Genomic DNA, 20,144 nt, shown 5'->3' with positions numbered 1-20,144 from the left:
GAGAATGTCTTTGGGTCTGGAAGGTCGATGGGGCCGAAAATCATCGATACGGGCCGGGCTAGCGGGCGCGTATCGGGGTGGTAATTCGAACGATCAACATGGGGGCGGGTTAACGATCCACGGCGCAAATGGCAAGCGCGGCGACAGCGCTTGATGGCGGCCGCGCTATTGACTGTGAAGTGAGTCCGTATCGTCCAACCCGAAGTATATCCCTCGATCAGCCGCGAATAAGTCGATCAGGTGTCGAATGTCCCGCGCTTGGCCCAAACGCGTGGCGCCGATAGCTAAAATAATGATGAGACAGGAAAGAGCGACGATTGTTGGGGCGGCGATAGCGAGCCATCCATAGGGTTCATCTGAGTAGGTTGACCATAAATTATTCCAAAGCTGTCCGGATGAAATCTGGCTGAGGATCGTCACAATAATGATCGGGGTTGAGACGTTGACGATGATGGTCATGCGCATGGCGGCTGCGGCTTGCTCCATATTGATCGCGGCAGAGGTGCGGAGCGCTTTGACACGCCCTGATGTCCGTTGGTCCAAAAGCGCGGCGAGCGGCCCCGCAGCGGGAAGCGCCAATAGGCGCGCGAGGCGAAGTCGTCCCAACCTCGGGCTCACACCGCTGGCCCACTTTAAGATGCGCCGTCCGCCAGAGCGAGGGAACAGGGATTGAATGTGAGCCCAATCATCGGCTGTGCTGGGGTCGTGGGGTATGATCTCTGGCATGTTGACCCGCTGCCACAGACGTGCAGTTTGGTCAAAGTGCGCGTGAAGTGGAAGGGGCGGGCCCAGTGGGCCGCGCTTACTTCTTGCGATTAAACAGCTGGTCGCGCTTGCGTGTGTCCGCGTCGCGCGCCTCAACCAATATATCCCGCTTCACCCGCGCCAGCGTAAAGCCCAGATTTCTCCGCCGCAAATCCCCTTGCGTCATCCGCGCGAGTTTTCCACGGTATGCGTCGGGATGATTTTTCATCATCTCAGAATGAAGACTGCGGATCATCAGCATATGCCCGCCGCGAAACAGGGTGAAATAAAGCGCCGCAAACCCGACCATCACGGCCGTATGATCAAGGGTCGTCTCGCTGGGGCCGAGGGCGCGCAATAAGCCGAGCACCACGATCAAGGCGATGGCCGCCGGACAGACGGTGCGGATCAACCAGCAGCGTAACGACAGCCAGCGACGGGAGACAGCTTCGGGGCTCATATGTCTTTATACGCCGAAATCGCGGGCGTGACAGGCGTGACAAATTGCACATCGCTGGACGGGGGTCGTTGTCGCTTGTCGGGGGGCTCAGTTCTGCCAAACGCTTTGCGCTCCCTAGTAACCGCATCCGCGCTTTGGTATGATGGAGATATGACACAAACATTCGATCTCCTTATCCGTGGTGGCACGGTCGTGAACCAATCTGGGCAGGCGCGCACCGATGTCGGGGTTCGGGGCGGTAAGATTGTTGCCATTGGGGATTTATCCCAAGCCAGCGCCGGCGAGGTGGTCAATGCGACGGGACTGCATGTTCTGCCCGGCGTGATCGATAGCCAAGTCCATTTTCGTGAACCCGGACCGACGCATAAGGAAAACTTACGCTCAGGCTCTATGGGCGCGGTCCTCGGCGGGGTGACGGGCGTGTTCGAAATGCCCAACACCAATCCTACGACCTCGACGGCATCGATGCTCCAAGACAAACTCGACCGCGCCGCAGGCAAAGTTGATCACGGGGGGATGTTTTGTAACCACGCATTTTATGTCGGCGGTACCCACGCCAATGCCGACCATTTGCATGAGTTGGAACGTTTGCCGGGATGCTGCGGCGTCAAAGTTTTCATGGGCGCGTCCACGGGTGATTTGCTAATCGCAGATGATGAGGGTCTGCGCCGTGTGCTCAATTCGATCAATCGTCGCGCCAGTTTCCATAGCGAGGACGAAGCGCGCATGGCCGAACGGCGGCATTTAGCGCGCGATGGGGACTGGACCTCGCATACGGACGTCCGGGACAAGCAATCGGCGATTATGTCCACGGAACGCCTCATCCGCATGGCGCGCGAAGCGAAGAAGCGCATTCACGTGCTGCATATCTCAACCGCCGAAGAAGTGCCGATACTGGCGGCCAATAAAGATTTAGTGACCTGCGAAATTTTGCCCAACCACCTCTCGATTTACGGGCCGGAGGCTTACGAAAAGCTCGAAGGCCGGGTGCAGCAAAACCCGCCGATCCGCGATTATGAAAACGCGATGGGCCTGTGGGAAGGCGTGCGAAATGGCACATTTGATGTGATGGGCACGGACCACGCGCCGCATACGCTCGAAGAAAAATCGATGCCTTATCCGGCCAGCCCGTCCGGCATGCCAGGGGTCCAGACCTTCGTGCCGCTGATGTTGGATTGGGTGAATAAAGGCGCGTTATCGTTGGAACGCTTCGTCGATTTGACCAGTCACGGGGTTAACCGGGTTTGGGGCGTTGTCGGGAAAGGTCGCTTGGCGGCCGGCTACGACGCCGACATCACCATCGTCGATATGAAAGAAACCCGGACTATTCATGACGCGGATCAGGTCAATGTCTCGGGTTGGACGCCTTATGACGGGCGCGAAGTTCAGGGCTGGCCGACGCATACGATCATCGATGGACGCATTGTGATGCAGAATGGTGAGATCATCGGCGAGGCACAGGGCAAACCTTACCACTTTGCGGAAAGCCTCTAAAATATCGACGAGTAGATTGACACGACATCTGTCGTGATATATCGTTTTTCGATAAGGAGACGATTATGAAACATTTACTCGCTGCGGGTGCTACCGTCGCTTTGCTCATGGCCGGATCGGCCCATGCCCACGATTCCAAACACGCCGACCGCGATGTCATATCGGATTATGACTTTGCGGGTTTTGACTCAATTACAATCGAAGGCGTTTATTTGCTCGACGTCCGCGAAGGGGACACATTCTCCATTCGCACAGAAGCGACAGAAGAAGACGCCAAATGGCAAGATGTGACGCTTAAAGGCCGGACATTGAGCTTAGGGATGAAAAAATCCAAAAGTAAGCGTTGGACTAAAAACAATAACTCCAATGGCGTGCGCGCCATCATTACGATGCCGCGCCTGATTGACCTCGAAGTCGCCGGCGTTGCCACCGGGACGATTTCGGCTTTTACGGGCGGGAATATTGATATTGATATCGCCGGTGTCTCAGAACTCACGTTGAGCGGAACGTGTGATCATCTGGACATAGACATGGCAGGCGTTGGCGAAGTCGATGCGGAGGCACTGAAATGCGATGATGTTGACGCCGACTTGGGCGGTGTCGGAACACTGTCCGTCTATGCAGCGAATCGCATTGATGCGAGTGCTGGCGGACTGGGCAGTATTGAAGTTTACGGCGATCCTGAACACCGCGACATTGACGACGGCTTTATGTCCAAGGTCAAAATACGCTAAGCGGGGCCCGTCTAAGCGCGCCAAATTAAAGTGAACTCGACATAGAAAAGGCCCGGCAATGACCGGGCCTTTTTTAATGTTTCAGATGGCTTTTACGGACCCTAGTGAGTGCCGTAACAAATTGTCTGGCCGTGATAGTGACTGCGACGTTGTCGCTGAGGGCGGTAAGTCGGACGATGGGTCTGACCATAATGTCCGCCATTGCCGACGCTGATCGTGACGCCCGGACGAGACGGCGTGTAGGTCCGGTATGTCGGTTGCTGATGGATAACGCGCGGCTGCTGGTAATGCGTCCGCGGCTGTTGATAGGTCCGGGGCTGTTGGTAATGCGTCCGCGGTTGCTGATAATGTGACTGCGGCTGATAATAGGTCCGCGGCTGTTGGTAGTGTGTGCGAGGCTGCGTGTAAGTCCGCGGCTGTTGGTAATGAGTGCGCGGCTGCTGGTAGTACGTCGTACCCGTATTATAATGGCGCGTTCGCGGTTGTTGATAATAGGTGCGGTTTTGATTGCCATTACCCGCAATCGCGGCACCGGCGAGCCCCCCGACGACGGCGCCAATGACGGAGCCTTCGGTCCGCGCGCCACGGCCAGAGACTTGGCTGCCGATGACAGCGCCGAGACCCGCCCCAACCAAGCCGCCAACGACCTGATTGTTATTATTGGACGTTTGGTTCTGGTGGTAATGTTGATAGTTCGTATTGTGCGCTTGCGCCGAAAGCGGGGCAAATGCCAAAGCGCCGACAGCAGCGGCGGCCGTTGCGATATATTTGATCATGGGTCGTTGTCCTTTTGCGATTGCAAAGGTGCCCGTCCCTTGGCCCCTTTCGGTGGGTTCTCATCTTAACCAATGGTTAACACAGCGAAGAGTTCCTTAAGCGGACCGAAAGTGAATAAAGCCTGAACCTAAGATTAAGATCGGGCGTCTTCGGCCCATACCGACAAAAATCCCAGACGAAATTGAGGGCGGTCGATCATAAAAAAACCCCGGTCCATGGACCGGGGTTCCTTCGTAATCAGCAGACGCGACAAATGGGACGGACGCGCCCGCTGACCCGAATAGGGTTAGTGGTCTGAGTAACAGACGGTCTGACCATGATAGTGGCCGCGACGGGTCTGCGTTTGATGACCGCGGGGTTGGCGACGATTATCCCACGCCCGCTTCACCTGGCGACGTTCATCTTTCAACGCATCAAGCTGATAGCTGATCTCATTTAGTCGACGTTGAATGCCGCGGCGACCATGTTGATAGCGCTGGGCGCGTTTGAGATCGTCACGCTCGGCGCGAAGTCGGCTCATACGGCGATCAATTTGGCGCAAATCTTGGTCATGCTGCTGGGCATTGTAGCCCCGCTGATTTCCGTATCCGCGATCATTATAGCCGCGATTGTTTTGCCCGCGATTATTGTAACCGCGTTGGTTCTGCTGATAGCCGCGCGTATTGTTCTGACGTCCGTGATATTGTGCGGTCTGATAGGTCGGCGTGTGAGCCGTGCTAATCACGCGGTTATTGCGGTATGTGCGATCATCTTTTTCGCAATCGCTCGCGCCGTCACCGATCGCGGCACCGATGATGCCGCCGATTAGGGCACCGGCAATGGCACCTTCAGTTTTGTCATTACGACCGGCGATTTCTTCGCCAAGGACCGTGCCGAGCGAACCGCCAATCAACCCGCCCGCAATGGCGGCTTGGGTGTCTTTACATTTGCGGTAGTCGCTGGCGGACGCTGTGGCCGGTAAAGCGAAGGCGGCTGCGGCCACGGAAGCGACAGCCAGGGATTTTGTAAACTGTTTCATGGAAACATCTCCTGGTTTGCTCAGACTGGGATGATTCCCGGGCCGATGAAGATGTCTCTAGGCGAAGCCGCTTGAAGCCTCTCTGAGCCGCGCGTTCATGCGCGGTTTAGATTACGGTTAATGAGAATTAAGATTGATGGTGGTTCCTGACATGTGGTCAGAAACCTCTATCCATTGTCGGGTGGTAAGTAACGACGGTGCCACTCAGGCGATCGTAAAGGGTGCCCTTGGGACCGTAAAAGACAGATGAGAGATAGTATAAGCCAAGACAGGATCCGGCAATAACCATCACAGTTCCACCGATTTCGAGCCATTTTAAACACGTATCATCTGAAATAATGTTGCCGAGGAGAGATATCCAAACCGGAAGAAACTTTAGCATATTGCGTTTGATGATTTGTTGCGATGTGCCGCTCACGTGCAAGCCGAAAAGATCTTTAAAAGACGTTGACCCGTTTCTTATTTCGGAAACTGTGAAATACAGACAGACGAAGAATAATGCGGCCCCTTCCTGAACGTCGGTAATAAGGTTTTCCATTTCTGCAACAGGCATTTCAAGGGCAGAGGTAATGAGCCGGATTGCTAATCCGACCATCAGGTAGAAAGCAATGTTGACCGCAACATAGTCACCGAAGAACGCCAATAATCGGCGTTCTGAAGCCTTCACGGCTTGGCGACACCATGCTTTCGGAAGAAGGCCGCCGCCTCATCCAACGCGTCATGCGCTTCGGGCAGCACGTCATCAAAGATCTGGAACACATGCGGCATGTGCGACCAGGCTTGGAGCGTCGCGTCCGTGCCCGCCGCCGTCGCTTTGTTCACGTAACGCACCGCGTCACCATAGAGCATTTCGGTCGAGCTGGCTTGCACCAGTGTTGGCGGCAGGTTCGATAGATCGGCAAAGATCGGGCTGACATCGGTATGGGACGGGTTCATCGCGATGGATTTGCGCATGCCCAACAGCAAGAGAGAGCGCGGAATTTTGATCATAGGCCGCAGCAGCGGTTGCAGCATCAGGTCGGTCTCTAAGTTCTGTTTGAACGTTGGCGACGCCGCCGTGCTGTCTGTGCTCGGTGACAGCGCGTAAATCGCGTCGGCTTGGCGCAATCCATTATCGCGCGCATAATTACTGATCATCAGGGTCAGGTTTCCGCCCGCACTATCCCCGGCCACGCCGAGCGCTTTAACGGGCGCTTCGCCGTCCGGCCCATTGTCCAAAATCCAGTGGTAAGCCGCACGGGCATCGGAAATCGTATCGCGCCGCTTGTTTTCCGGCATTAGCCGGTAATTGGGCGCGAACACAGCGCAGCCTGTGCGCTTGGCGAGGTTCACCGTCGCGGGGCGGTGCGAGACGTCCGAGCCTACGGTAAACGCGCCGCCGTGATAATAAAGGATACGGCGATCTGGATCATGGCCGTCGACTAAGGTCCAACGTCCGTGGATCTTACGGCCTTCGACTTCAATCCAATCATCCCGATATTCGGCTTTCAGGTCCGTTCGGGCTAGTCCGGCTTCTTCAAACCGTTCGCGCTTGTCCTCCCATCCAACTGTTGCGCCTAATTTCGTCCCGGCCTCTGCGGCGGGCTTGATAAAGTTCTCGACCAGATAGGCATTGACCTTCGTCACCCCCTCGCTGTTCGGATCGCAGTCTCGGAAAAGCGGCGGTTGACTGTCATGTTTCTTTAAAGACGGCCCGGACAAACGACGGCGTGCCACATAAGCGGCCCCGCCGAGAAGGGCGGCACTTCCAAGGATAATAGGGATCATTCGGGCGTTCCAATCTGAGCGCGGTGCATGAGAAAAGCGTCGGCGAGGGCGCAGGCGAGCATGGCTTCGGCGACGGGGACGGCGCGGATGCCGACGCACGGGTCGTGACGGCCTTTGGTGACGACGTCGACTTCTTCGCCGCGCGCATTCACGGATTTGGTCGGTGTGAGCATGGACGAGGTCGGTTTGATCGCAAGGCGAGCGGTAATGGTGTTGCCATTACTAATTCCGCCAAGGACGCCGCCACTATGATTGGCCAAAAATTCGATTTCGCCATTCGGACCCAATCGCATTTCGTCAGCGTTATCTGTGCCTTTGGATCGACCGGCTTTAAAGCCGTCTCCGATTTCGACCCCTTTGACCGCATTAATGCTCATCAGGCCTGCCGCGATCTCTGTATCGAGCTTGGCGTAGACAGGGGAGCCCCAGCCCACGGGGACGCCGTCGGCATGGACTTCGGCGATGGCGCCGACTGAGTTGCCGGATTTACGAATCATATCGAGGTATGCTTCCCACCGTTGGGCGGCGACAGGGTCAGGACACCAGAACGGGTTGTTCGACGTTGTGTCCCAATCCCAACGGGCTCGGTCAATATCTTGATCGCCGATAGAGATGACCGCACCGCGAATGGTGACACCGTCAATAATCTTGCGTGCGACGGCCCCGGCGGCCACGCGGCAAGCTGTTTCGCGCGCACTACTGCGTCCGCCGCCGCGATAATCGCGGTGACCATATTTGGCATCATAGGTGTAATCCGCGTGGCCGGGGCGGTAGCGGTCTTTTATCTCTGAATAATCCTTGGACCGTTGGTCCGTATTCTCGATCATTAAGCTGATCGGTGTGCCGGTTGTCAGGCCGTCGAACACGCCAGACAGAATGCGAACCTGATCGGGTTCTTTGCGTTGGGTGACGAAGCGCGAGGTGCCGGGGCGGCGCGCATCCATGAAAGGCTGAATGTCGGATTCAGACAGCGGGATCCGCGGCGGGCACCCATCAACCACGCAGCCAATCGCGGGCCCATGGGATTCCCCCCAGGTGGTAACGCGGAACAGGCGGCCAAATGAATTGAAAGACATAAGACGGAGCTTAGCGGTCCCGATTGCCAAGGTCCAACTCTCAGTTTTCTCACCGCATACCGGATCACCAAAAGGGAACCATCCGCGGGGCGGCCTGTTGTTTAGGCAGACAATAATTTAAAAGGAGACTTTCTTATGCGTAAATTTGCAACACTTTCCACCCTCGCTTTGGGGGTCAGCCTCTCGGCGTGTGCGTCGATGGATCGACCTCAAGAAACAATTGTGACGAACGCCAATTGCGAAGCGCAAGCGATGGCTGTGTTCTTCAACACAGGCTCAGCCACGCTTGATAAGGATGCGGATGCAACCCTCGATATGGTGTCCAAAGCCTATGACGGTTGCGATCTGTTCCAAATCGAAGTTGTTGGCTACGCCGATAGTGTTGGCGCCAGCGCGTCTAACTTAGATCTGTCTGAGCGACGGGCCAATATGGTTCTGGAAGAACTCAACGATCGCGGCGTGACAGCGGACCGTGTGAACATTGTGCCTATGGGTGAGCGGACAATTTTAGATGATGAAGAGCCGGATGCTTTCGAACGACGGGCTGTTCTGACATTGCTGCCGACAATGAAATAGGTGTCAGCCGTTACAGACTAGAATGTAAAAAGCGGGCTTTGGCCCGCTTTTTCATTGGGTAATCGTGAACGTGACAAATTTAGAACCGACGCCCGCCTGCGCGGACGCGGACGGATTGCGGCGCAGGCGGGATTAGCGTTTCAAACGCATTTTTGGCCTGCATGAACGCGCCAATATTAGAGTAGGGGCTGTCAGGGTGAAAGAATTTCGCCTTCTTCCGCCATGCCGAGCGAATATCGGCTTCGCGGGCATTCATGGGACAGCCGAGGATGAGAAGCGCTTTCTGGCGTGTCATGAAGGGGCCGTCCTTTTTGGTCATTGCGACGTAATGTGATTAATGAGACCTGAACTTGACGGAAGAGAGTCAACGCCGTCCTAACGAACGTCGTTAACGCGATCTTTCTATGCTAATTTTTACAAGGATTTGGAGATGACCGACTCGATTCCCGGTTCGCCGACAGCGACGGACTATCTCACAGACGCAACCGAGCGCGACTTAAGCTGGATTGAGGCCGCCGACCCTATGGTTCTGTTTGATGACTGGTTAGCGCAGGCGGGCCAGAGCGAGCCTAACGATCCGAATGCCATGTCGCTCGCAACCGTTGATGGCGCAGGACAGCCCGATGTTCGTATTGTCCTACTCAAAGGGCTTTCGGAGGCCGGGTTTGCCTTTTACACGAACTCTCGCTCTGCCAAGGGCAAGCAATTGGGCGATTGCCCACGCGCTGCGCTTTGCTTTCATTGGAAAAGTCAGCGTCGCCAAGTGCGGGTTCGGGGCGCTGTCGTTGAGGTCGGGGAGGCGGGGTCAGACGCCTATTTCCAGAACCGTGCGCGCGGGTCGCGTCTCTCGGCGTGGGCCTCGACCCAATCAGCGCCCGCGACCGATCGTGATGAACTCATCGCGTCAATGACCCAAACTGAAACGCGCTTTGACGGGAAAGACGTGCCGCGTCCGCCGCATTGGTATGGCTACCGCGTGGTCCCAGATCAGATCGAATTTTGGCAGGACGGGGCATTCCGCCTGCATGACAGGATTCTCTTCACCCGCACACAATCGGGCTGGGAGAAGACTCGTCTTTACCCCTAAACCTGTCTAAGGATTACGTATGACCGACCCAACACCGAACCATCCCCCTGTTGTAACAGAGACACCGGCCCCCAAAATGTTGGACCAAGGCTCGTCCGTCTCTAAGCGTCAAAAATTCCGGCGTTGGGTGCTGCGGATTGCATTAGGGCTCGCGATTGCGTCGCCGCTTCTCTTTATACTGGCCGCTTTGGGCACAAAAATCGGACTTTGGTCTTGGCAGTTTGGCCTTGGCATGTTGACGTTTAAAATCGCCCCATTGCTTATGATCATCACGCTGGTCGTTGGAGTGTTCGCGCTCTTACTTGCGCTGCTCATAAAGCCCCGCAAAGGGATCGTGATTGCAGTGATCGCCATCATTATCCCGGTCGCGGCTTTCGTCAATATTCGTGCCACGCAGGCCAAGGTCGCCAGCCTGCCGTTCATTCATGATGTCACAACTGACACTCAAGACCCACCGACGTTTGGCACGGTCATTATGGCCGAACGCGCGGCCTTGCCGGGCGTGAACACGGTTGATTATGCCGGCAAGCGCGCGACGACAAAGACCAAGGATGCGGACGGTAAACCGGTTATGAAACTGGTTTCCGCCTTGCAGACACAAGCCTACCCACAAATTCGGACGCTCGTGTTAAACGAGTCCCCTGACGTCGCCTTTGGTCGTGCCGAGCAAGTCGCCCGCGATATGGGCTGGGCGATCAAGGAAACGGATGCCGCGACCGGACGTATTGACGCGACGGACACGACATTTTGGTATGGCTTTAAAGACGATGTCTCGATCCGTTTGCGTCCGGCCCAAGGCGACGGCACGCGTGTCGATGTCCGTTCGATCAGCCGTGTTGGCGGATCTGATATCGGGGCCAATGCGGCGCGAATCGAAGCGTTTCTCGAACAACTTGCCGAGTAGGAACGCCCTTAAGGGCGTTGAGTGAGACTGTAGGTCTGGCGTAAGCCGTCCGGCCCATCACAGCGCACTCGGCCCGTCTGTCGCATATAAATAATGTGCGACAGAACACTATGGGCGGCGGCGGGATGCAAGCGTTTGTCGACGTCTTTATAGAGCGATGCGACAATATCGCTGATTTGACCCAAACCCGACCCAATCGCGTCAATGATCTGCGCGTCGCGCGCCATGCGGTGATCAATATAGGCTTGAACAAATGTTCGGACGTCTGTGATTGCCGCGCCGTGGGTCGGGCGGATGATGTCAAAATCCTGATCTAACACGCGGTTTAGGGAGGCGAGATAATCTCCCATGTCGCCATCCGGCGGCGATATGACCGAGGTTGACCAGCCCATAATATGATCGCCAGAGAACAAGCAGTTTTCTTCCTCAAGCGCAAAGCACAGGTGGTTGGATGTGTGGCCCGGCGTATGCAGTGTGTTGATGGTCCAGTCGGGGCCTTCAAAACGATGGCCGTCGCGGATTTCAACATCGGGTTTAAACGTCAAATCATCGCCTGCTTCTAACGGCGTTTCGTCGTCTTCATGCGGAACTGACGGTAGGCCAAGGCCGTAAACGAGACAGCCATGCTTGGCCGCTAAAGGCGCGGCGAGGGGGCTGTGGTCCATATGATGGTGCGTGACGAGGACATGACTGACCGTCTTGCCTTCAAGCGCCTGATCCAATGCCGCGACATGTTTGTCCGTGATCGGGCCGGGGTCAATGACACAGACCGATGGGCCGGCGCCGATGATATAGACACCGGTTCCCGTATAAGTGAACGGGCCGGGGTTATCGGCGATTACGCGGGTAATTAAGGGGCTAAGCCGTTCGGCGACGCCGTACTCAAAGGTGAAATTTCGAACGTAAGGAATGGCCATAAATATTGTGGTCTGGGCAAAAGTGTGACGCGGGGTCGGTGTCGCGCTCGTCACAGAAGCGACGGGCGGTCTACAGGGTGATAGGATGTAACTTATCAGGCGTTAGCCATTATTGGGCAAGCGGTTGCTGTTGCGCCTATTGGATGCGTTTAACGCGAACAGAGCGACCCTTGCCATTTACGCGAAGCAGGTAAGTTCCCATCAAGCCTCTGCGGATCGCGACAGAGTTGCGCCGACCATCCCGTTCGTTCGGGATATGCACAGAGCCACCTTCCGACTGCTCCCAAACTTGATCATTTGCGAGGAAGAAACGTGTTCGGCCTGAGCCAAACTGCTCAGTTCTAACCAATTCGACGTTGATTTTTTTTGCGGTCTTTTCTTGCGCTCGCGGAGTGGACGCGACCGGCGGCGCTATTGAGGGAGCATGGAGAGCGTCCGGCAGATCGACGCGCGCCCCAAAATCATCTTTCGACGTCGTGATCGTTGCCGCGAGCGTGTCGTAGCATGTCAACCGCTGCTCCGAATCAGCCGTTTGACTGCAATGCAGCACTCTATTGCTGATAGACTCCGCGCTTGTGGTTTGCGCGGCAGCGGGGGCGCACAAGTTTGCGCCTAGCAAGAGCCCGAGAAAAACCTTGGCCGGACGGTTTAACCCCCGGCGGGTCGTCATAGTTTCAGGCTTCATTTTATAATCCCTCTAAGAGACATTCTAACATGTTCAGCGGAACAATCCGCGTGCAATGAAACGATAAAGCTCAAAAGCGCATCCAATAGCAATTGAATAACTTATCTTACCGTTGGTAATTGCGCGTTGAGCTCATTGCCTGCCGCCATGGCTTGCTCACGCATGCGTATGGCGGCTTGTACTTCTGGCATATTCATCAAGGCGCCAAGCCGTTCCAAATCGCGACCTGTGCTCGCTGTCCCCGAGAGCAAATCGTTGAACAGCTCTTCACGGGATTTAGGGTGTGGGAAGCGTTTCACGCGAACGGCGGCGTCTTCATCAAGCTCTGCAAAACGTTTCGCCGCACGCAGAGCGGTTTCAAATCCGCCGAGCTCGTCAACCAAACCACGTTCCAAGGCTTGTTCGCCAGTCCAGACCCGGCCTTCTGCAACCGCAATCACGGCCTCGCGGCTCATGTTGCGGCCTTCTGCGACAATCCCGACAAAATCATCGTAGATTTTGTCCATCTCGCGTTGATAGCTGGCGCGTTGTGTGTCGGTGAACGGTTCGTCAATATTATAGACACCGGCAAAGTCACCACCGATTCGGATGGAGTCCAGATTATAGCCAACCTTGGCGAAGGTGTTCTCAAAAGCAATCTTGCCTCCAAACACGCCGATCGACCCAGTAATCGTCTGTGGCATAGCGACAATATGATCGGCCGGCGCGGCGAAATAGTAGCCTCCGCTGGCTGCATATTGACCCATACTTATAATGACAGGCTTGTCTGCGTCTTGGACGCGTTTGACGGCGGCCATGATTTGATCAGACGCGGCCGCTGAACCACCGCCCGAGCTGACGCGCAAAATCACGGCTTTGACCTTATCGTCTTTCAGCGCGGCATCGAGCCCGGCCGCCATTGTTTCGCTGCCTATGTTCGTCGCGGAATTGAAAATGCCGTCCCCGCCGCTCTGTCCTGACATGATCGCGCCTTGGCCTTCAATCAATGCAATGACGGGTTTGCCGAAATTACTCTTGGGTTTGTACTCGGCAATCGGCTTAAAGACTGTATCTTCATCACCGGCTTTTTCGGCCGCATATTTTCGGGCATCTTCAAAATAGCCCAATGTATCGACCAACCCGGCGTCCACGGCATCGCGGGCTGAGTGAGGCGCGGTATTCAGCAGAGCTAAAACATCGTCACGCGAGAGCTCACGATCTGTCGCGATATTGTCGACAGCATTATCAAACAAGGACGTTAGCATGCTCGTCATGGCTTCGCGGTGTTCCGGTGTGAAGCCTTCTTCAGTGTAGCTGTTGACGGCATTCTTATAGGCCCCGTGCCGAATGAATTCAGGTTGGGCGCCAACCTTCTCCATCACGCCGCCAAAAAATTCAGCCTGTGAATACATCCCTGCTGTTGAAACGGACGTGCTGGCTTGCAGCCAGATCTCATCCGAGGCGCTAATCGCTTGGTAGGGAATGACGGATGTGCTGTTCAGGCCTTGTGCATGTGTAATGACAAACTTGCCGGAGGTGCGGAAGTCGATCAACGCCAAACGTAATTCCTCAGAGCTCGCCGGGGCCATGCCGCCGGTTTCACCGCGGATGAAGACGCCTTTGATCTGGTCATCTGTCTTGGCTCTGTTCAACGATTGTACAATCCCGACAACAGACTTGGGACTGTCTCCGAACAAAGTCGGTCCGACAGGACTATCAATCAACGGTGTGCGTAGATCAATTTCAAGCACAATAGGCTCGCTGATTGTGTCCGATCCGTTTGCAAGTGCGCCAATCGTGACAAACAGCATGATGAGTAGGAAAAAGAATAAGAACATTCCGATCACCACGCTGAGGATGGTGACAAAGAAGACTTTTGTCCCACTTAAGCGCTTGGGCGTGAAACTATAGGGAGGGGAGTCGGACACAGATCCTCACTTTCAATTGGATTGGGACTTACCGTTTTTCGATATGTGGCATGTCGCGATGTAGATTTAAAGAGGGGCCGACATTGCGGCGCAGGCGTTTCACGTTGGTGCGCGATTCCATGACAACGTGTCCGTCAGACAGAGTTATGAAATTTCCTGTGCAATCTGTCTGTTTTCGCCGTTGCCTTTTCAAAGGCAGGCCCATAAAAGCCGCGCTCACCAGAGACGGACGTCCGAAAGTTCAGGGCGTTCAAGTTTCGGGATGATGGGGTGTAGCCAAGTGGTAAGGCAATGCTTTTTGGTAGCATGTACCGCTGGTTCGAATCCAGCCACCCCAGCCATCCCCGGGCCGTGATGACCTTCCAGAGACTGACGTCATATCCGGCATCATATTCGTTATGTGATTCTTTTGAAGTTTGACTTGGAACTTTTTGGCGCGTCGGACATAGTTTAAACGTGGCGCAACGTCGCGTCGACGATTTGAAAACGCCTCCGCAAACGCTTCAGATACGAAAACAATACAGAAAAATATTTCTTTTCGTGGAAAAAGCTCAATAAACCCGTTGCATACCTGTGGAGGTAGTGATTGATAAAGGACTGTCGTCCGTGTAGGCGACCGCCAAACAAGGCTCATCAAGAAGCCAAATAACGATATGGAGGACGTGCGTGGTGCCAAGCCTAACTACCCGGCAATTTGCATTGAGCAAAGCTGCCTGTTTGGGAGTCGCCGTTTGTGTCGGCCTTATGGCTGGCCCGGCTTTTGCTCAAGATGGGGCCGCCCCATCGGTCGATCAGTATAAACTGGTTCTTCAGGAAATTTCTGATCGCCGCACAAATCTGGCTCAGCGCCAATTTTATATTCAGCAGCAGAACGAAGAGATCGCATCGCTCTCGACCCGTATCGCAGGAAACTCTGCGTCGTCGGCGAGTGACGAACTTTTGCCGCTTGTGCGCGAAATGGTCGCCGAGATTGAAAAAGTCATGGTGTCAGATTTACCGTTCCGCATTGAGCGTCGCTTTGCATTGCTCGATGACCTTCGCGCTGATTTGCAAGCGGAAGAGGTTTCGGTTTTTGATGTTTATCGCCGCGCGATGCAGCTTTACAGTCAAGAAGTCGGATATGGTCTGCAAGTCAGTTCTTATCAGGGTCTGAACCCGATCGCCGATCGTCAGGGACAGCGTTATAAGGCGTGTCTGGCTGAGGCTAAGTCTCCCGCTTGTGACTTGAGTAAAGAGCAGAAGATCGCTCTCGAGAATGGCGCTGAAATAGAAGATCTCGAAGAACAGCTTTACGATGGCAATTACATCCACTTTGGACGTCTCGCTTTGCTCTATCTCGAGCGGGATAGTTCCGAAGGGTATCGTTACAATCAGACGACAAGCCAGTGGGATGAATTATCCAATTCAGAGCTGTTGGGATTGCGTCAGAATGTGCGAATCGCTCGCGGTGAAAGTGCCATCGGGACAATGACGGCGCCAATTCGTATTGGTGAAGCCGGAGCCGACGCCAGCTAGGCCTCGCCTAGTTTTCGCCGCGAAACATTAGAATTACGGGATTTAACGACATGAACCAGACTTGGAAGGAAACCATGCTGATCACATCCACCGCAAAGCGGGCTTGGCTCGCTTGTGCCGCCGGGGCGCTGGCCCTGACGACGGCGCTGCCGGCTCAGGCCCAGCTTGAAACCGCTCTTTCCGCCGCGCGCCAGTCAACGGCCGCTTCCGCTGCCGCGCAGCGTCAGGTTGAAGAAGCTGACGACGCCGCTGGTTCAGCCGTTCGCGAATATCGCGCCGTGCTGCAACAGTTGGACAACACGCGCCTCTTTGTCGCGCAACAGCAAATTTTCCTAGATAGCCAAGCGTCCGAAATTAATTCGGTTCGCAACCAGCTTGGGACAGTTGAGCAGATCAAGCAGGGCATGAGCCCGATGATGCTGCGGATGACCGTCGCTTTGGAAGATGCGATTAAGGCCGATGTGCCGTTTCGTGTGACGGAGCGCCTAGCGCGTGTCACGCGTGTTCAAAACGCACTGGCAAATCCATCCGTATCACCGGCTGAGCAATATCGTCAGGTTCTCAATGCTTATAAGATTGAGGCAACTTACGGGTATTCGACAGAAAGCTATCAGGGTGTTCATCCTGAAGAGCCCGGTAATGTGGTCGACTTTATTCGCTTTGGTCGGACATCGTTCATCTTCGTTGATAAACGTGACAACTCGGCCAAGCGTTATGACATGGCCGCAAAAGGCTGGGTCGCGCTCGACGATGTCGATATCGGTCAAATCCGTCAAACAATCCGCGTTGCTCGCGAACAAGCAGCACCTGAAGTCATCTATGCGCCTGTCACGGCTGCCAACTAATCCAATAGGGAAAGATAAGACCATGAAGTTCTTTAAATCCGCAATGGCCGCCCTGGCGGGAACGGCTCTTCTCGCCGCTCCGGCGTTTGGGCAGATCACCTCTATTCAGGATCTCCTGAATCAAGTTCGTGCTGATGCTGCTGAACAGCAACGCGTCAACTCTGACCGCGTAAGTTCATTCCAAGCGAATGCCAATACACAGACGGCTGAATTGCAACGTGCTCGTTCAGAGCTGTCGCAACTCGAAGCACAAGCGCGCCGTGTTGAAGCAACGTTCACTGGCAACCAACGTCAAATCGATCAGCTCAAGGGTGAGCTTACGCTCGCTCAGGGTGAGTTTGGTGAAGTGTTTGGTCTGGCTCGCTCTATGGCGGGTGAGTTCAAATCGACTTTGGACCGTTCCTTGATCACAGCTCAGCTTCCAAACCGGACTGAAGTTTTGGCGCGAGTTGCTAATTCTGATGCGCTTCCATCAACGAACGATCTGAATGCGATCTGGCAGACCATGCTGGAAGAAATTCGTAAGCAGCGCGAAGTTGAGAGCTTCACCACAGCGGTTGCTGGGACAGACGGTCAAACAACTGTAACACGTGTCGGTCCGTTCGTGTCTTTCGATACAGAAGGTCGCTTCTTGCAGTATAATCCGCCTGCGTCGACGGGTGAAAGCCTGCCGCTCCTCTCGCTTCTGCCAGCACAACCCGGTGGTGCGATTCAATCTGCCGCTGGTCGTGTACTGAGTGCTAGTGCGGGTGAGGTGGTTTATGCGCCAATCGATCCAACACGCGGTGAATTGCTTAAAACATTCGATCTGCGCCCTGGTCCATGGGAACGTGCCAAACAAGGTGGTATCATTGGTATGATCATCATCGTTCTAGGTACGTTGACAGGTCTGTTCGGTCTGCTCCTGATTATCCGCCTGTTCTTGGTCCGCATCGCGGTTGCCGGTCAGAAGCGGAAGTCGCAGCCCTCTAAGTCCAATGCTTTGGGCCGTGTCATGTTGGCTTATGAAGGCGCTCGCAATGCTGACGCCGACACAGTCGAGCTTAAGCTGGACGAAGCTATCCTTAAGGAAAGCCCGAAATTGGAGTTCGGTTTGAACTTCATCAAGCTGATCGCCGGTATTGCACCGCTGCTTGGCCTGCTCGGTACCGTGACCGGTATGATCCAGACCTTCCAAGCCATGATGATCTATGGTGCCGGTGATCCACAGCTCATGGCTGGCGGTATCTCGGTGGCCCTTGTGACCACGATGTTGGGTCTGATTGCGGCGATCCCGCTCTTGATCATCCACAGCTTCGCCGCGTCTCTGGCCCGCTCTGTTCAGTCCACATTGGAAGAGCAGTCCGCCGGTATCGTTGCTCGCCACGTGGAAGCACGTAGCGCCGGCGTGCCTGTCACCAATATCTAAGCTCTGGTTGCCCGCGCGACGGTCGCGCGGGCTCCCGGTTTCTCGGGTGAGGGCAGGCTTTTGCTATGCCCCTCCCACTTGCTGACCCCGAAAGGACGACCCAATGGGCAACATTATCGGCGGCCTTCAGAGCTTCCTACAACAGGGCGGTCCCGTCCTTATCCCGATCGCGATTGTTATCTTCGCTATGTGGACATTTATTCTCGAGCGGATCGCCTATTATCTCATTGCGCATAAGCCAATGAAAAGCCGTCTGAGAGATGAGTGGAATTCCCGTACGGATCGCTCGTCATGGCGCGCGCTCGCCATTCGTGACGAAATGATCTCTCAGGTCAAAGAACGCACGATTTCGAACGTGGCTATTATCAAGACATTGGTGGCTTTAGCGCCGCTACTTGGTCTTCTCGGAACTGTGACAGGCATGATCGATGTGTTCGATGTCCTGGCCTATTCCGGATCAAGTTCTGCACGCCTGATGGCGGGTGGGGTCTTCCGCGCCACAATCCCGACAATGGCCGGTATGATGGCCGCTTTGTCTGGTCTCTACTTCTCTACTGTTTTGCCGAGCTGGAGTGCTCGTGAAACAGCTAAGTTCGCTGACGAGCTTCTCGTCGAGCGTACAGTTACCCTTTAGGAGGTTCGCTCATGAGACGCGCCCGCCGCCGTAGTAATGACGACGAAGCCGATGTCGATATGACACCGATGCTCGACATCGTCTTCATCATGCTCATCTTCTTTATCGTGACAGCTGTCTTTCTGGACGAAACTGCGGTTGATTTAACGCAGCCACCGCCTCCGCCAGAAGATGATCCACCGCCCGTGAACCCTCCACCGGCGATCACCGTTTACGTTGATGGGAATAACCAATGTTCTGTTGATGGTGTTCGTTCGACCTGTGGCGGTGTTCTGGCTCGGATTGAGCGGCAACTCGCCGACAAACCCGGTGCGTCTGTCATCCTTCGCTTTGATCCGGACGCTAAGCACAATGTGCTGGTCCAGCTTAAAGACGGACTTGATGGTCGTGGCATGTCGTCTAAAATTGAGGTTGTTGAACGCGCAACGTAGTCCTTTGCGGTCGCAGATAACTGCGACTGCACGACACGCTTGCATTCACGCTTTGAAATGATATAAGGTAACATTATGGCACGCCGTTCCCGCACAGTCGTCGCAGACGAAGGTACAGAACTCAACATGACGCCGATGCTCGACGTTGTTTTTATTCTGTTGATCTTCTTTATTGTGACATCCGTCTTCGTGAAGACGCCCGGTCTTGAGCCGATCAAGCCTGAAGCCCTGACAGATCAAGCTTGGAACCCGACGATACTTGTTGCGGTTGATAGTAGTTCAAATGTTTGGATTGATAAGAAACCTTATAAACTTGAGGAAATTCGCCCAATCCTGACGTCGCTTCGTGACGAAACACCGAAAGCGAATGCAATTATTCAAGCGGATCGCAACGCTGATGTCGGAACCGTCATGGGTGTTCAAGAATTGTTCCAAGACTTGGGTGTCATCACCCGCGTCGGAACCGAGTAGGAAGGACTTAAGATTATGGGCTTTTTACGCTGGCTGGCGATCATCCCTGCAGCGATCGTTACGGTCGTCTTGTTTGTGCTAATGATGAGCCTCATCTCTGAAGAATTCAAACCAGAAGATAAGTTGGATCTCAACTCATTCGAAATCAATCCGAAGGTTGAGGATGTCAAAATCCTTGAGCGCGAAACGACGATTACTGAGATCAAAAAGATCGAAACACCGCCTCCGCCGCCTCAGATTGAGCGTCAAAAAGCGGATCGTCCAGCTGAGCCCATTTCATCACTCGAAGGGGCTGTCCCTGAGTTTGAAGCGCCCGAAATTGATCGTTCGCAGTTCCAAATCACCGTCTCTGATCGTGATGCGCAACCGCTCGTTCGAATTCCTCCGATTATGCCACCTCGTGCTGAGAAATCCGGTCACTGCAAAGTCCGGTTTAGTGTGAGCCCAGATGGTGCACCGTTTGATGTTGAAACAACATATTGCACACAGTCTCTTTTCTCACGACCCACTGTTAAATCCGTCCAAAAATGGAAATATAATCCGAAAATTCAAGACGGTCGTCCTGTTGGTCGTATCGGTGTGGAATCGATCATTCGCTTCCGTCTGACAGATGAGCGCGGCAACATCCTGCCTGAATAGGATTGGGTGCCGTCTTTGACGGATAATTCTTAAAGATGCGGGGGGGGCTGTAACC

23 protein-coding genes and 1 tRNA gene are annotated in these 20,144 nt (G+C 54.8%); 13 read left to right on the top strand and 11 right to left on the bottom strand.

All coding sequences use genetic code 11. The annotated features are described in order from the left end of the window. Positions 1-165: 165 nt before the first annotated feature. A complete protein-coding gene (locus IE105_RS07810) occupies positions 166-726 on the bottom strand; it encodes a hypothetical protein (RefSeq protein ID WP_189497141.1) in 561 nt (186 codons plus the stop codon). A gap of 76 nt (positions 727-802) precedes the next feature. Then, positions 803-1,204: a hypothetical protein gene (locus tag IE105_RS07805; protein ID WP_189497139.1), complete on the bottom strand. Its 402-nt coding sequence runs from the start codon at positions 1,202-1,204 to the stop codon at positions 803-805. Positions 1,205-1,354: 150 nt separating this feature from the next. On the opposite strand from IE105_RS07805, the gene IE105_RS07800 reads away from it, so the two are divergent. After that, positions 1,355-2,698, top strand: a complete 1,344-nt coding sequence (locus IE105_RS07800) for a dihydroorotase (RefSeq protein WP_189497305.1) — start codon at positions 1,355-1,357, stop codon at positions 2,696-2,698. A gap of 65 nt (positions 2,699-2,763) precedes the next feature. Beyond that, complete coding sequence (locus IE105_RS07795; protein ID WP_189497137.1) at positions 2,764-3,432, top strand: head GIN domain-containing protein; 669 nt, start codon at positions 2,764-2,766, stop codon at positions 3,430-3,432. Positions 3,433-3,533: 101 nt separating this feature from the next. On the opposite strand, the gene IE105_RS15395 is transcribed toward IE105_RS07795, so the two are convergent. The 5 genes from IE105_RS15395 to aroC form a co-directional block, all read right to left on the bottom strand. Then, positions 3,534-4,208: a glycine zipper 2TM domain-containing protein gene (locus IE105_RS15395; protein ID WP_233354046.1), complete on the bottom strand. Its 675-nt coding sequence runs from the start codon at positions 4,206-4,208 to the stop codon at positions 3,534-3,536. Positions 4,209-4,495: 287 nt separating this feature from the next. Further along, positions 4,496-5,227: a YMGG-like glycine zipper-containing protein gene (locus tag IE105_RS07785; protein WP_189497135.1), complete on the bottom strand. Its 732-nt coding sequence runs from the start codon at positions 5,225-5,227 to the stop codon at positions 4,496-4,498. A 157-nt stretch (positions 5,228-5,384) separates the two neighbouring features. Further along, positions 5,385-5,894: an RDD family protein gene (locus IE105_RS07780; protein ID WP_189497133.1), complete on the bottom strand. Its 510-nt coding sequence runs from the start codon at positions 5,892-5,894 to the stop codon at positions 5,385-5,387. After that, positions 5,891-6,994 carry an alpha/beta hydrolase gene (locus IE105_RS07775; protein ID WP_189497131.1) on the bottom strand — a complete coding sequence of 368 codons (1,104 nt, stop codon included), beginning with the start codon at positions 6,992-6,994 and terminating at the stop codon, positions 5,891-5,893. Before IE105_RS07775 ends, IE105_RS07780 begins: the two co-directional genes overlap by 4 nt. Continuing rightward, positions 6,991-8,070 carry a chorismate synthase gene (gene aroC / locus IE105_RS07770; RefSeq protein ID WP_189497129.1) on the bottom strand — a complete coding sequence of 360 codons (1,080 nt, stop codon included), beginning with the start codon at positions 8,068-8,070 and terminating at the stop codon, positions 6,991-6,993. Before aroC ends, IE105_RS07775 begins: the two co-directional genes overlap by 4 nt. A gap of 135 nt (positions 8,071-8,205) precedes the next feature. Between aroC and IE105_RS07765 the strand changes: the two genes are divergently transcribed. Next, entirely contained in the window at positions 8,206-8,646 is a 441-nt protein-coding gene (locus IE105_RS07765) for an OmpA family protein (protein WP_189497127.1), read from the top strand. A 79-nt stretch (positions 8,647-8,725) separates the two neighbouring features. On the opposite strand, the gene IE105_RS07760 is transcribed toward IE105_RS07765, so the two are convergent. Beyond that, positions 8,726-8,941 (bottom strand): DnaJ domain-containing protein, encoded by a 216-nt coding sequence (locus tag IE105_RS07760; protein WP_189497125.1) that lies wholly within the window; start codon positions 8,939-8,941, stop codon positions 8,726-8,728. Positions 8,942-9,076: 135 nt separating this feature from the next. Here IE105_RS07760 and pdxH point away from each other — a divergent pair, with 135 nt between their 5' ends. After that, positions 9,077-9,733 (top strand): pyridoxamine 5'-phosphate oxidase, encoded by a 657-nt coding sequence (pdxH, locus tag IE105_RS07755; RefSeq protein WP_189497123.1) that lies wholly within the window; start codon positions 9,077-9,079, stop codon positions 9,731-9,733. A gap of 19 nt (positions 9,734-9,752) precedes the next feature. Continuing rightward, entirely contained in the window at positions 9,753-10,637 is an 885-nt protein-coding gene (locus IE105_RS07750) for a DUF1499 domain-containing protein (protein ID WP_189497121.1), read from the top strand. An 8-nt stretch (positions 10,638-10,645) separates the two neighbouring features. Here IE105_RS07750 and IE105_RS07745 read toward each other — a convergent pair whose 3' ends face one another. From IE105_RS07745 to sppA, 3 genes are all read right to left on the bottom strand, one after another. Further along, positions 10,646-11,554 carry an MBL fold metallo-hydrolase gene (locus tag IE105_RS07745; RefSeq protein ID WP_189497119.1) on the bottom strand — a complete coding sequence of 303 codons (909 nt, stop codon included), beginning with the start codon at positions 11,552-11,554 and terminating at the stop codon, positions 10,646-10,648. Between the two features lie 136 nt (positions 11,555-11,690). Then, the gene (locus tag IE105_RS07740; RefSeq protein ID WP_189497117.1) at positions 11,691-12,239 is read right to left on the bottom strand and encodes a hypothetical protein; all 549 of its coding nucleotides are present in this window, start codon (positions 12,237-12,239) and stop codon (positions 11,691-11,693) included. A gap of 101 nt (positions 12,240-12,340) precedes the next feature. Then, entirely contained in the window at positions 12,341-14,146 is a 1,806-nt protein-coding gene (gene sppA, locus IE105_RS07735; protein ID WP_189497115.1) for a signal peptide peptidase SppA, read from the bottom strand. Between the two features lie 266 nt (positions 14,147-14,412). On the opposite strand from sppA, the gene IE105_RS07730 reads away from it, so the two are divergent. From IE105_RS07730 to IE105_RS07695, 8 genes are all read left to right on the top strand, one after another. Beyond that, a tRNA-Gln gene (locus IE105_RS07730) sits at positions 14,413-14,487 on the top strand. A gap of 328 nt (positions 14,488-14,815) precedes the next feature. After that, the gene (locus IE105_RS07725; protein ID WP_189497113.1) at positions 14,816-15,661 is read left to right on the top strand and encodes a DUF3450 family protein; all 846 of its coding nucleotides are present in this window, start codon (positions 14,816-14,818) and stop codon (positions 15,659-15,661) included. Between the two features lie 50 nt (positions 15,662-15,711). Continuing rightward, the gene (locus tag IE105_RS07720; RefSeq protein WP_189497112.1) at positions 15,712-16,506 is read left to right on the top strand and encodes a DUF3450 domain-containing protein; all 795 of its coding nucleotides are present in this window, start codon (positions 15,712-15,714) and stop codon (positions 16,504-16,506) included. A gap of 22 nt (positions 16,507-16,528) precedes the next feature. After that, a complete protein-coding gene (locus tag IE105_RS07715; RefSeq protein WP_189497111.1) occupies positions 16,529-17,914 on the top strand; it encodes a MotA/TolQ/ExbB proton channel family protein in 1,386 nt (461 codons plus the stop codon). A gap of 103 nt (positions 17,915-18,017) precedes the next feature. Beyond that, positions 18,018-18,548, top strand: coding sequence for a MotA/TolQ/ExbB proton channel family protein (locus IE105_RS07710; RefSeq protein ID WP_189497110.1), 531 nt, complete (start codon positions 18,018-18,020; stop codon positions 18,546-18,548). An 11-nt stretch (positions 18,549-18,559) separates the two neighbouring features. After that, on the top strand, positions 18,560-18,979 hold the full coding sequence (locus IE105_RS07705; RefSeq protein ID WP_189497109.1) for an ExbD/TolR family protein: 420 nt from the start codon (positions 18,560-18,562) through the stop codon (positions 18,977-18,979). A gap of 75 nt (positions 18,980-19,054) precedes the next feature. Then, positions 19,055-19,450 carry an ExbD/TolR family protein gene (locus tag IE105_RS07700; protein ID WP_189497108.1) on the top strand — a complete coding sequence of 132 codons (396 nt, stop codon included), beginning with the start codon at positions 19,055-19,057 and terminating at the stop codon, positions 19,448-19,450. Between the two features lie 15 nt (positions 19,451-19,465). Further along, a complete protein-coding gene (locus IE105_RS07695; RefSeq protein ID WP_189497107.1) occupies positions 19,466-20,089 on the top strand; it encodes an energy transducer TonB in 624 nt (207 codons plus the stop codon). Positions 20,090-20,144: the final 55 nt, after the last annotated feature.

This window comes from Algimonas arctica (assembly GCF_014652695.1).
Taxonomy (GTDB): Bacteria; Pseudomonadota; Alphaproteobacteria; order Caulobacterales; family Maricaulaceae; genus Litorimonas; species Litorimonas arctica.
The sequence above is the reverse complement of the archived record's forward strand: the minus strand, read 5'-3'. Positions and strand labels throughout refer to the sequence as shown.

Excerpts from the sequence above, each read along its gene's own strand:
- IE105_RS07745 (WP_189497119.1), bottom strand. The coding sequence starts at position 11,554 with ATGGCCATTCCTTACGTTCGAAATTTCACCTTTGAGTACGGCGTCGCC.
- IE105_RS07765 (WP_189497127.1), top strand. The coding sequence starts at position 8,206 with ATGCGTAAATTTGCAACACTTTCCACCCTCGCTTTGGGGGTCAGCCTC.
- pdxH (WP_189497123.1), top strand. The coding sequence starts at position 9,077 with ATGACCGACTCGATTCCCGGTTCGCCGACAGCGACGGACTATCTCACA.
- IE105_RS07700 (WP_189497108.1), top strand. The coding sequence starts at position 19,055 with ATGGCACGCCGTTCCCGCACAGTCGTCGCAGACGAAGGTACAGAACTC.
- IE105_RS07810 (WP_189497141.1), bottom strand. The coding sequence starts at position 726 with ATGCCAGAGATCATACCCCACGACCCCAGCACAGCCGATGATTGGGCT.
- IE105_RS07720 (WP_189497112.1), top strand. The coding sequence starts at position 15,712 with ATGAACCAGACTTGGAAGGAAACCATGCTGATCACATCCACCGCAAAG.
- IE105_RS07740 (WP_189497117.1), bottom strand. The coding sequence starts at position 12,239 with ATGAAGCCTGAAACTATGACGACCCGCCGGGGGTTAAACCGTCCGGCC.
- aroC (WP_189497129.1), bottom strand. The coding sequence starts at position 8,070 with ATGTCTTTCAATTCATTTGGCCGCCTGTTCCGCGTTACCACCTGGGGG.
- IE105_RS15395 (WP_233354046.1), bottom strand. The coding sequence starts at position 4,208 with ATGATCAAATATATCGCAACGGCCGCCGCTGCTGTCGGCGCTTTGGCA.
- IE105_RS07705 (WP_189497109.1), top strand. The coding sequence starts at position 18,560 with ATGAGACGCGCCCGCCGCCGTAGTAATGACGACGAAGCCGATGTCGAT.
- IE105_RS07775 (WP_189497131.1), bottom strand. The coding sequence starts at position 6,994 with ATGATCCCTATTATCCTTGGAAGTGCCGCCCTTCTCGGCGGGGCCGCT.
- IE105_RS07750 (WP_189497121.1), top strand. The coding sequence starts at position 9,753 with ATGACCGACCCAACACCGAACCATCCCCCTGTTGTAACAGAGACACCG.
- IE105_RS07800 (WP_189497305.1), top strand. The coding sequence starts at position 1,355 with ATGACACAAACATTCGATCTCCTTATCCGTGGTGGCACGGTCGTGAAC.
- IE105_RS07795 (WP_189497137.1), top strand. The coding sequence starts at position 2,764 with ATGAAACATTTACTCGCTGCGGGTGCTACCGTCGCTTTGCTCATGGCC.
- IE105_RS07695 (WP_189497107.1), top strand. The coding sequence starts at position 19,466 with ATGGGCTTTTTACGCTGGCTGGCGATCATCCCTGCAGCGATCGTTACG.
- IE105_RS07715 (WP_189497111.1), top strand. The coding sequence starts at position 16,529 with ATGAAGTTCTTTAAATCCGCAATGGCCGCCCTGGCGGGAACGGCTCTT.
- IE105_RS07785 (WP_189497135.1), bottom strand. The coding sequence starts at position 5,227 with ATGAAACAGTTTACAAAATCCCTGGCTGTCGCTTCCGTGGCCGCAGCC.
- IE105_RS07805 (WP_189497139.1), bottom strand. The coding sequence starts at position 1,204 with ATGAGCCCCGAAGCTGTCTCCCGTCGCTGGCTGTCGTTACGCTGCTGG.
- IE105_RS07710 (WP_189497110.1), top strand. The coding sequence starts at position 18,018 with ATGGGCAACATTATCGGCGGCCTTCAGAGCTTCCTACAACAGGGCGGT.
- IE105_RS07760 (WP_189497125.1), bottom strand. The coding sequence starts at position 8,941 with ATGACACGCCAGAAAGCGCTTCTCATCCTCGGCTGTCCCATGAATGCC.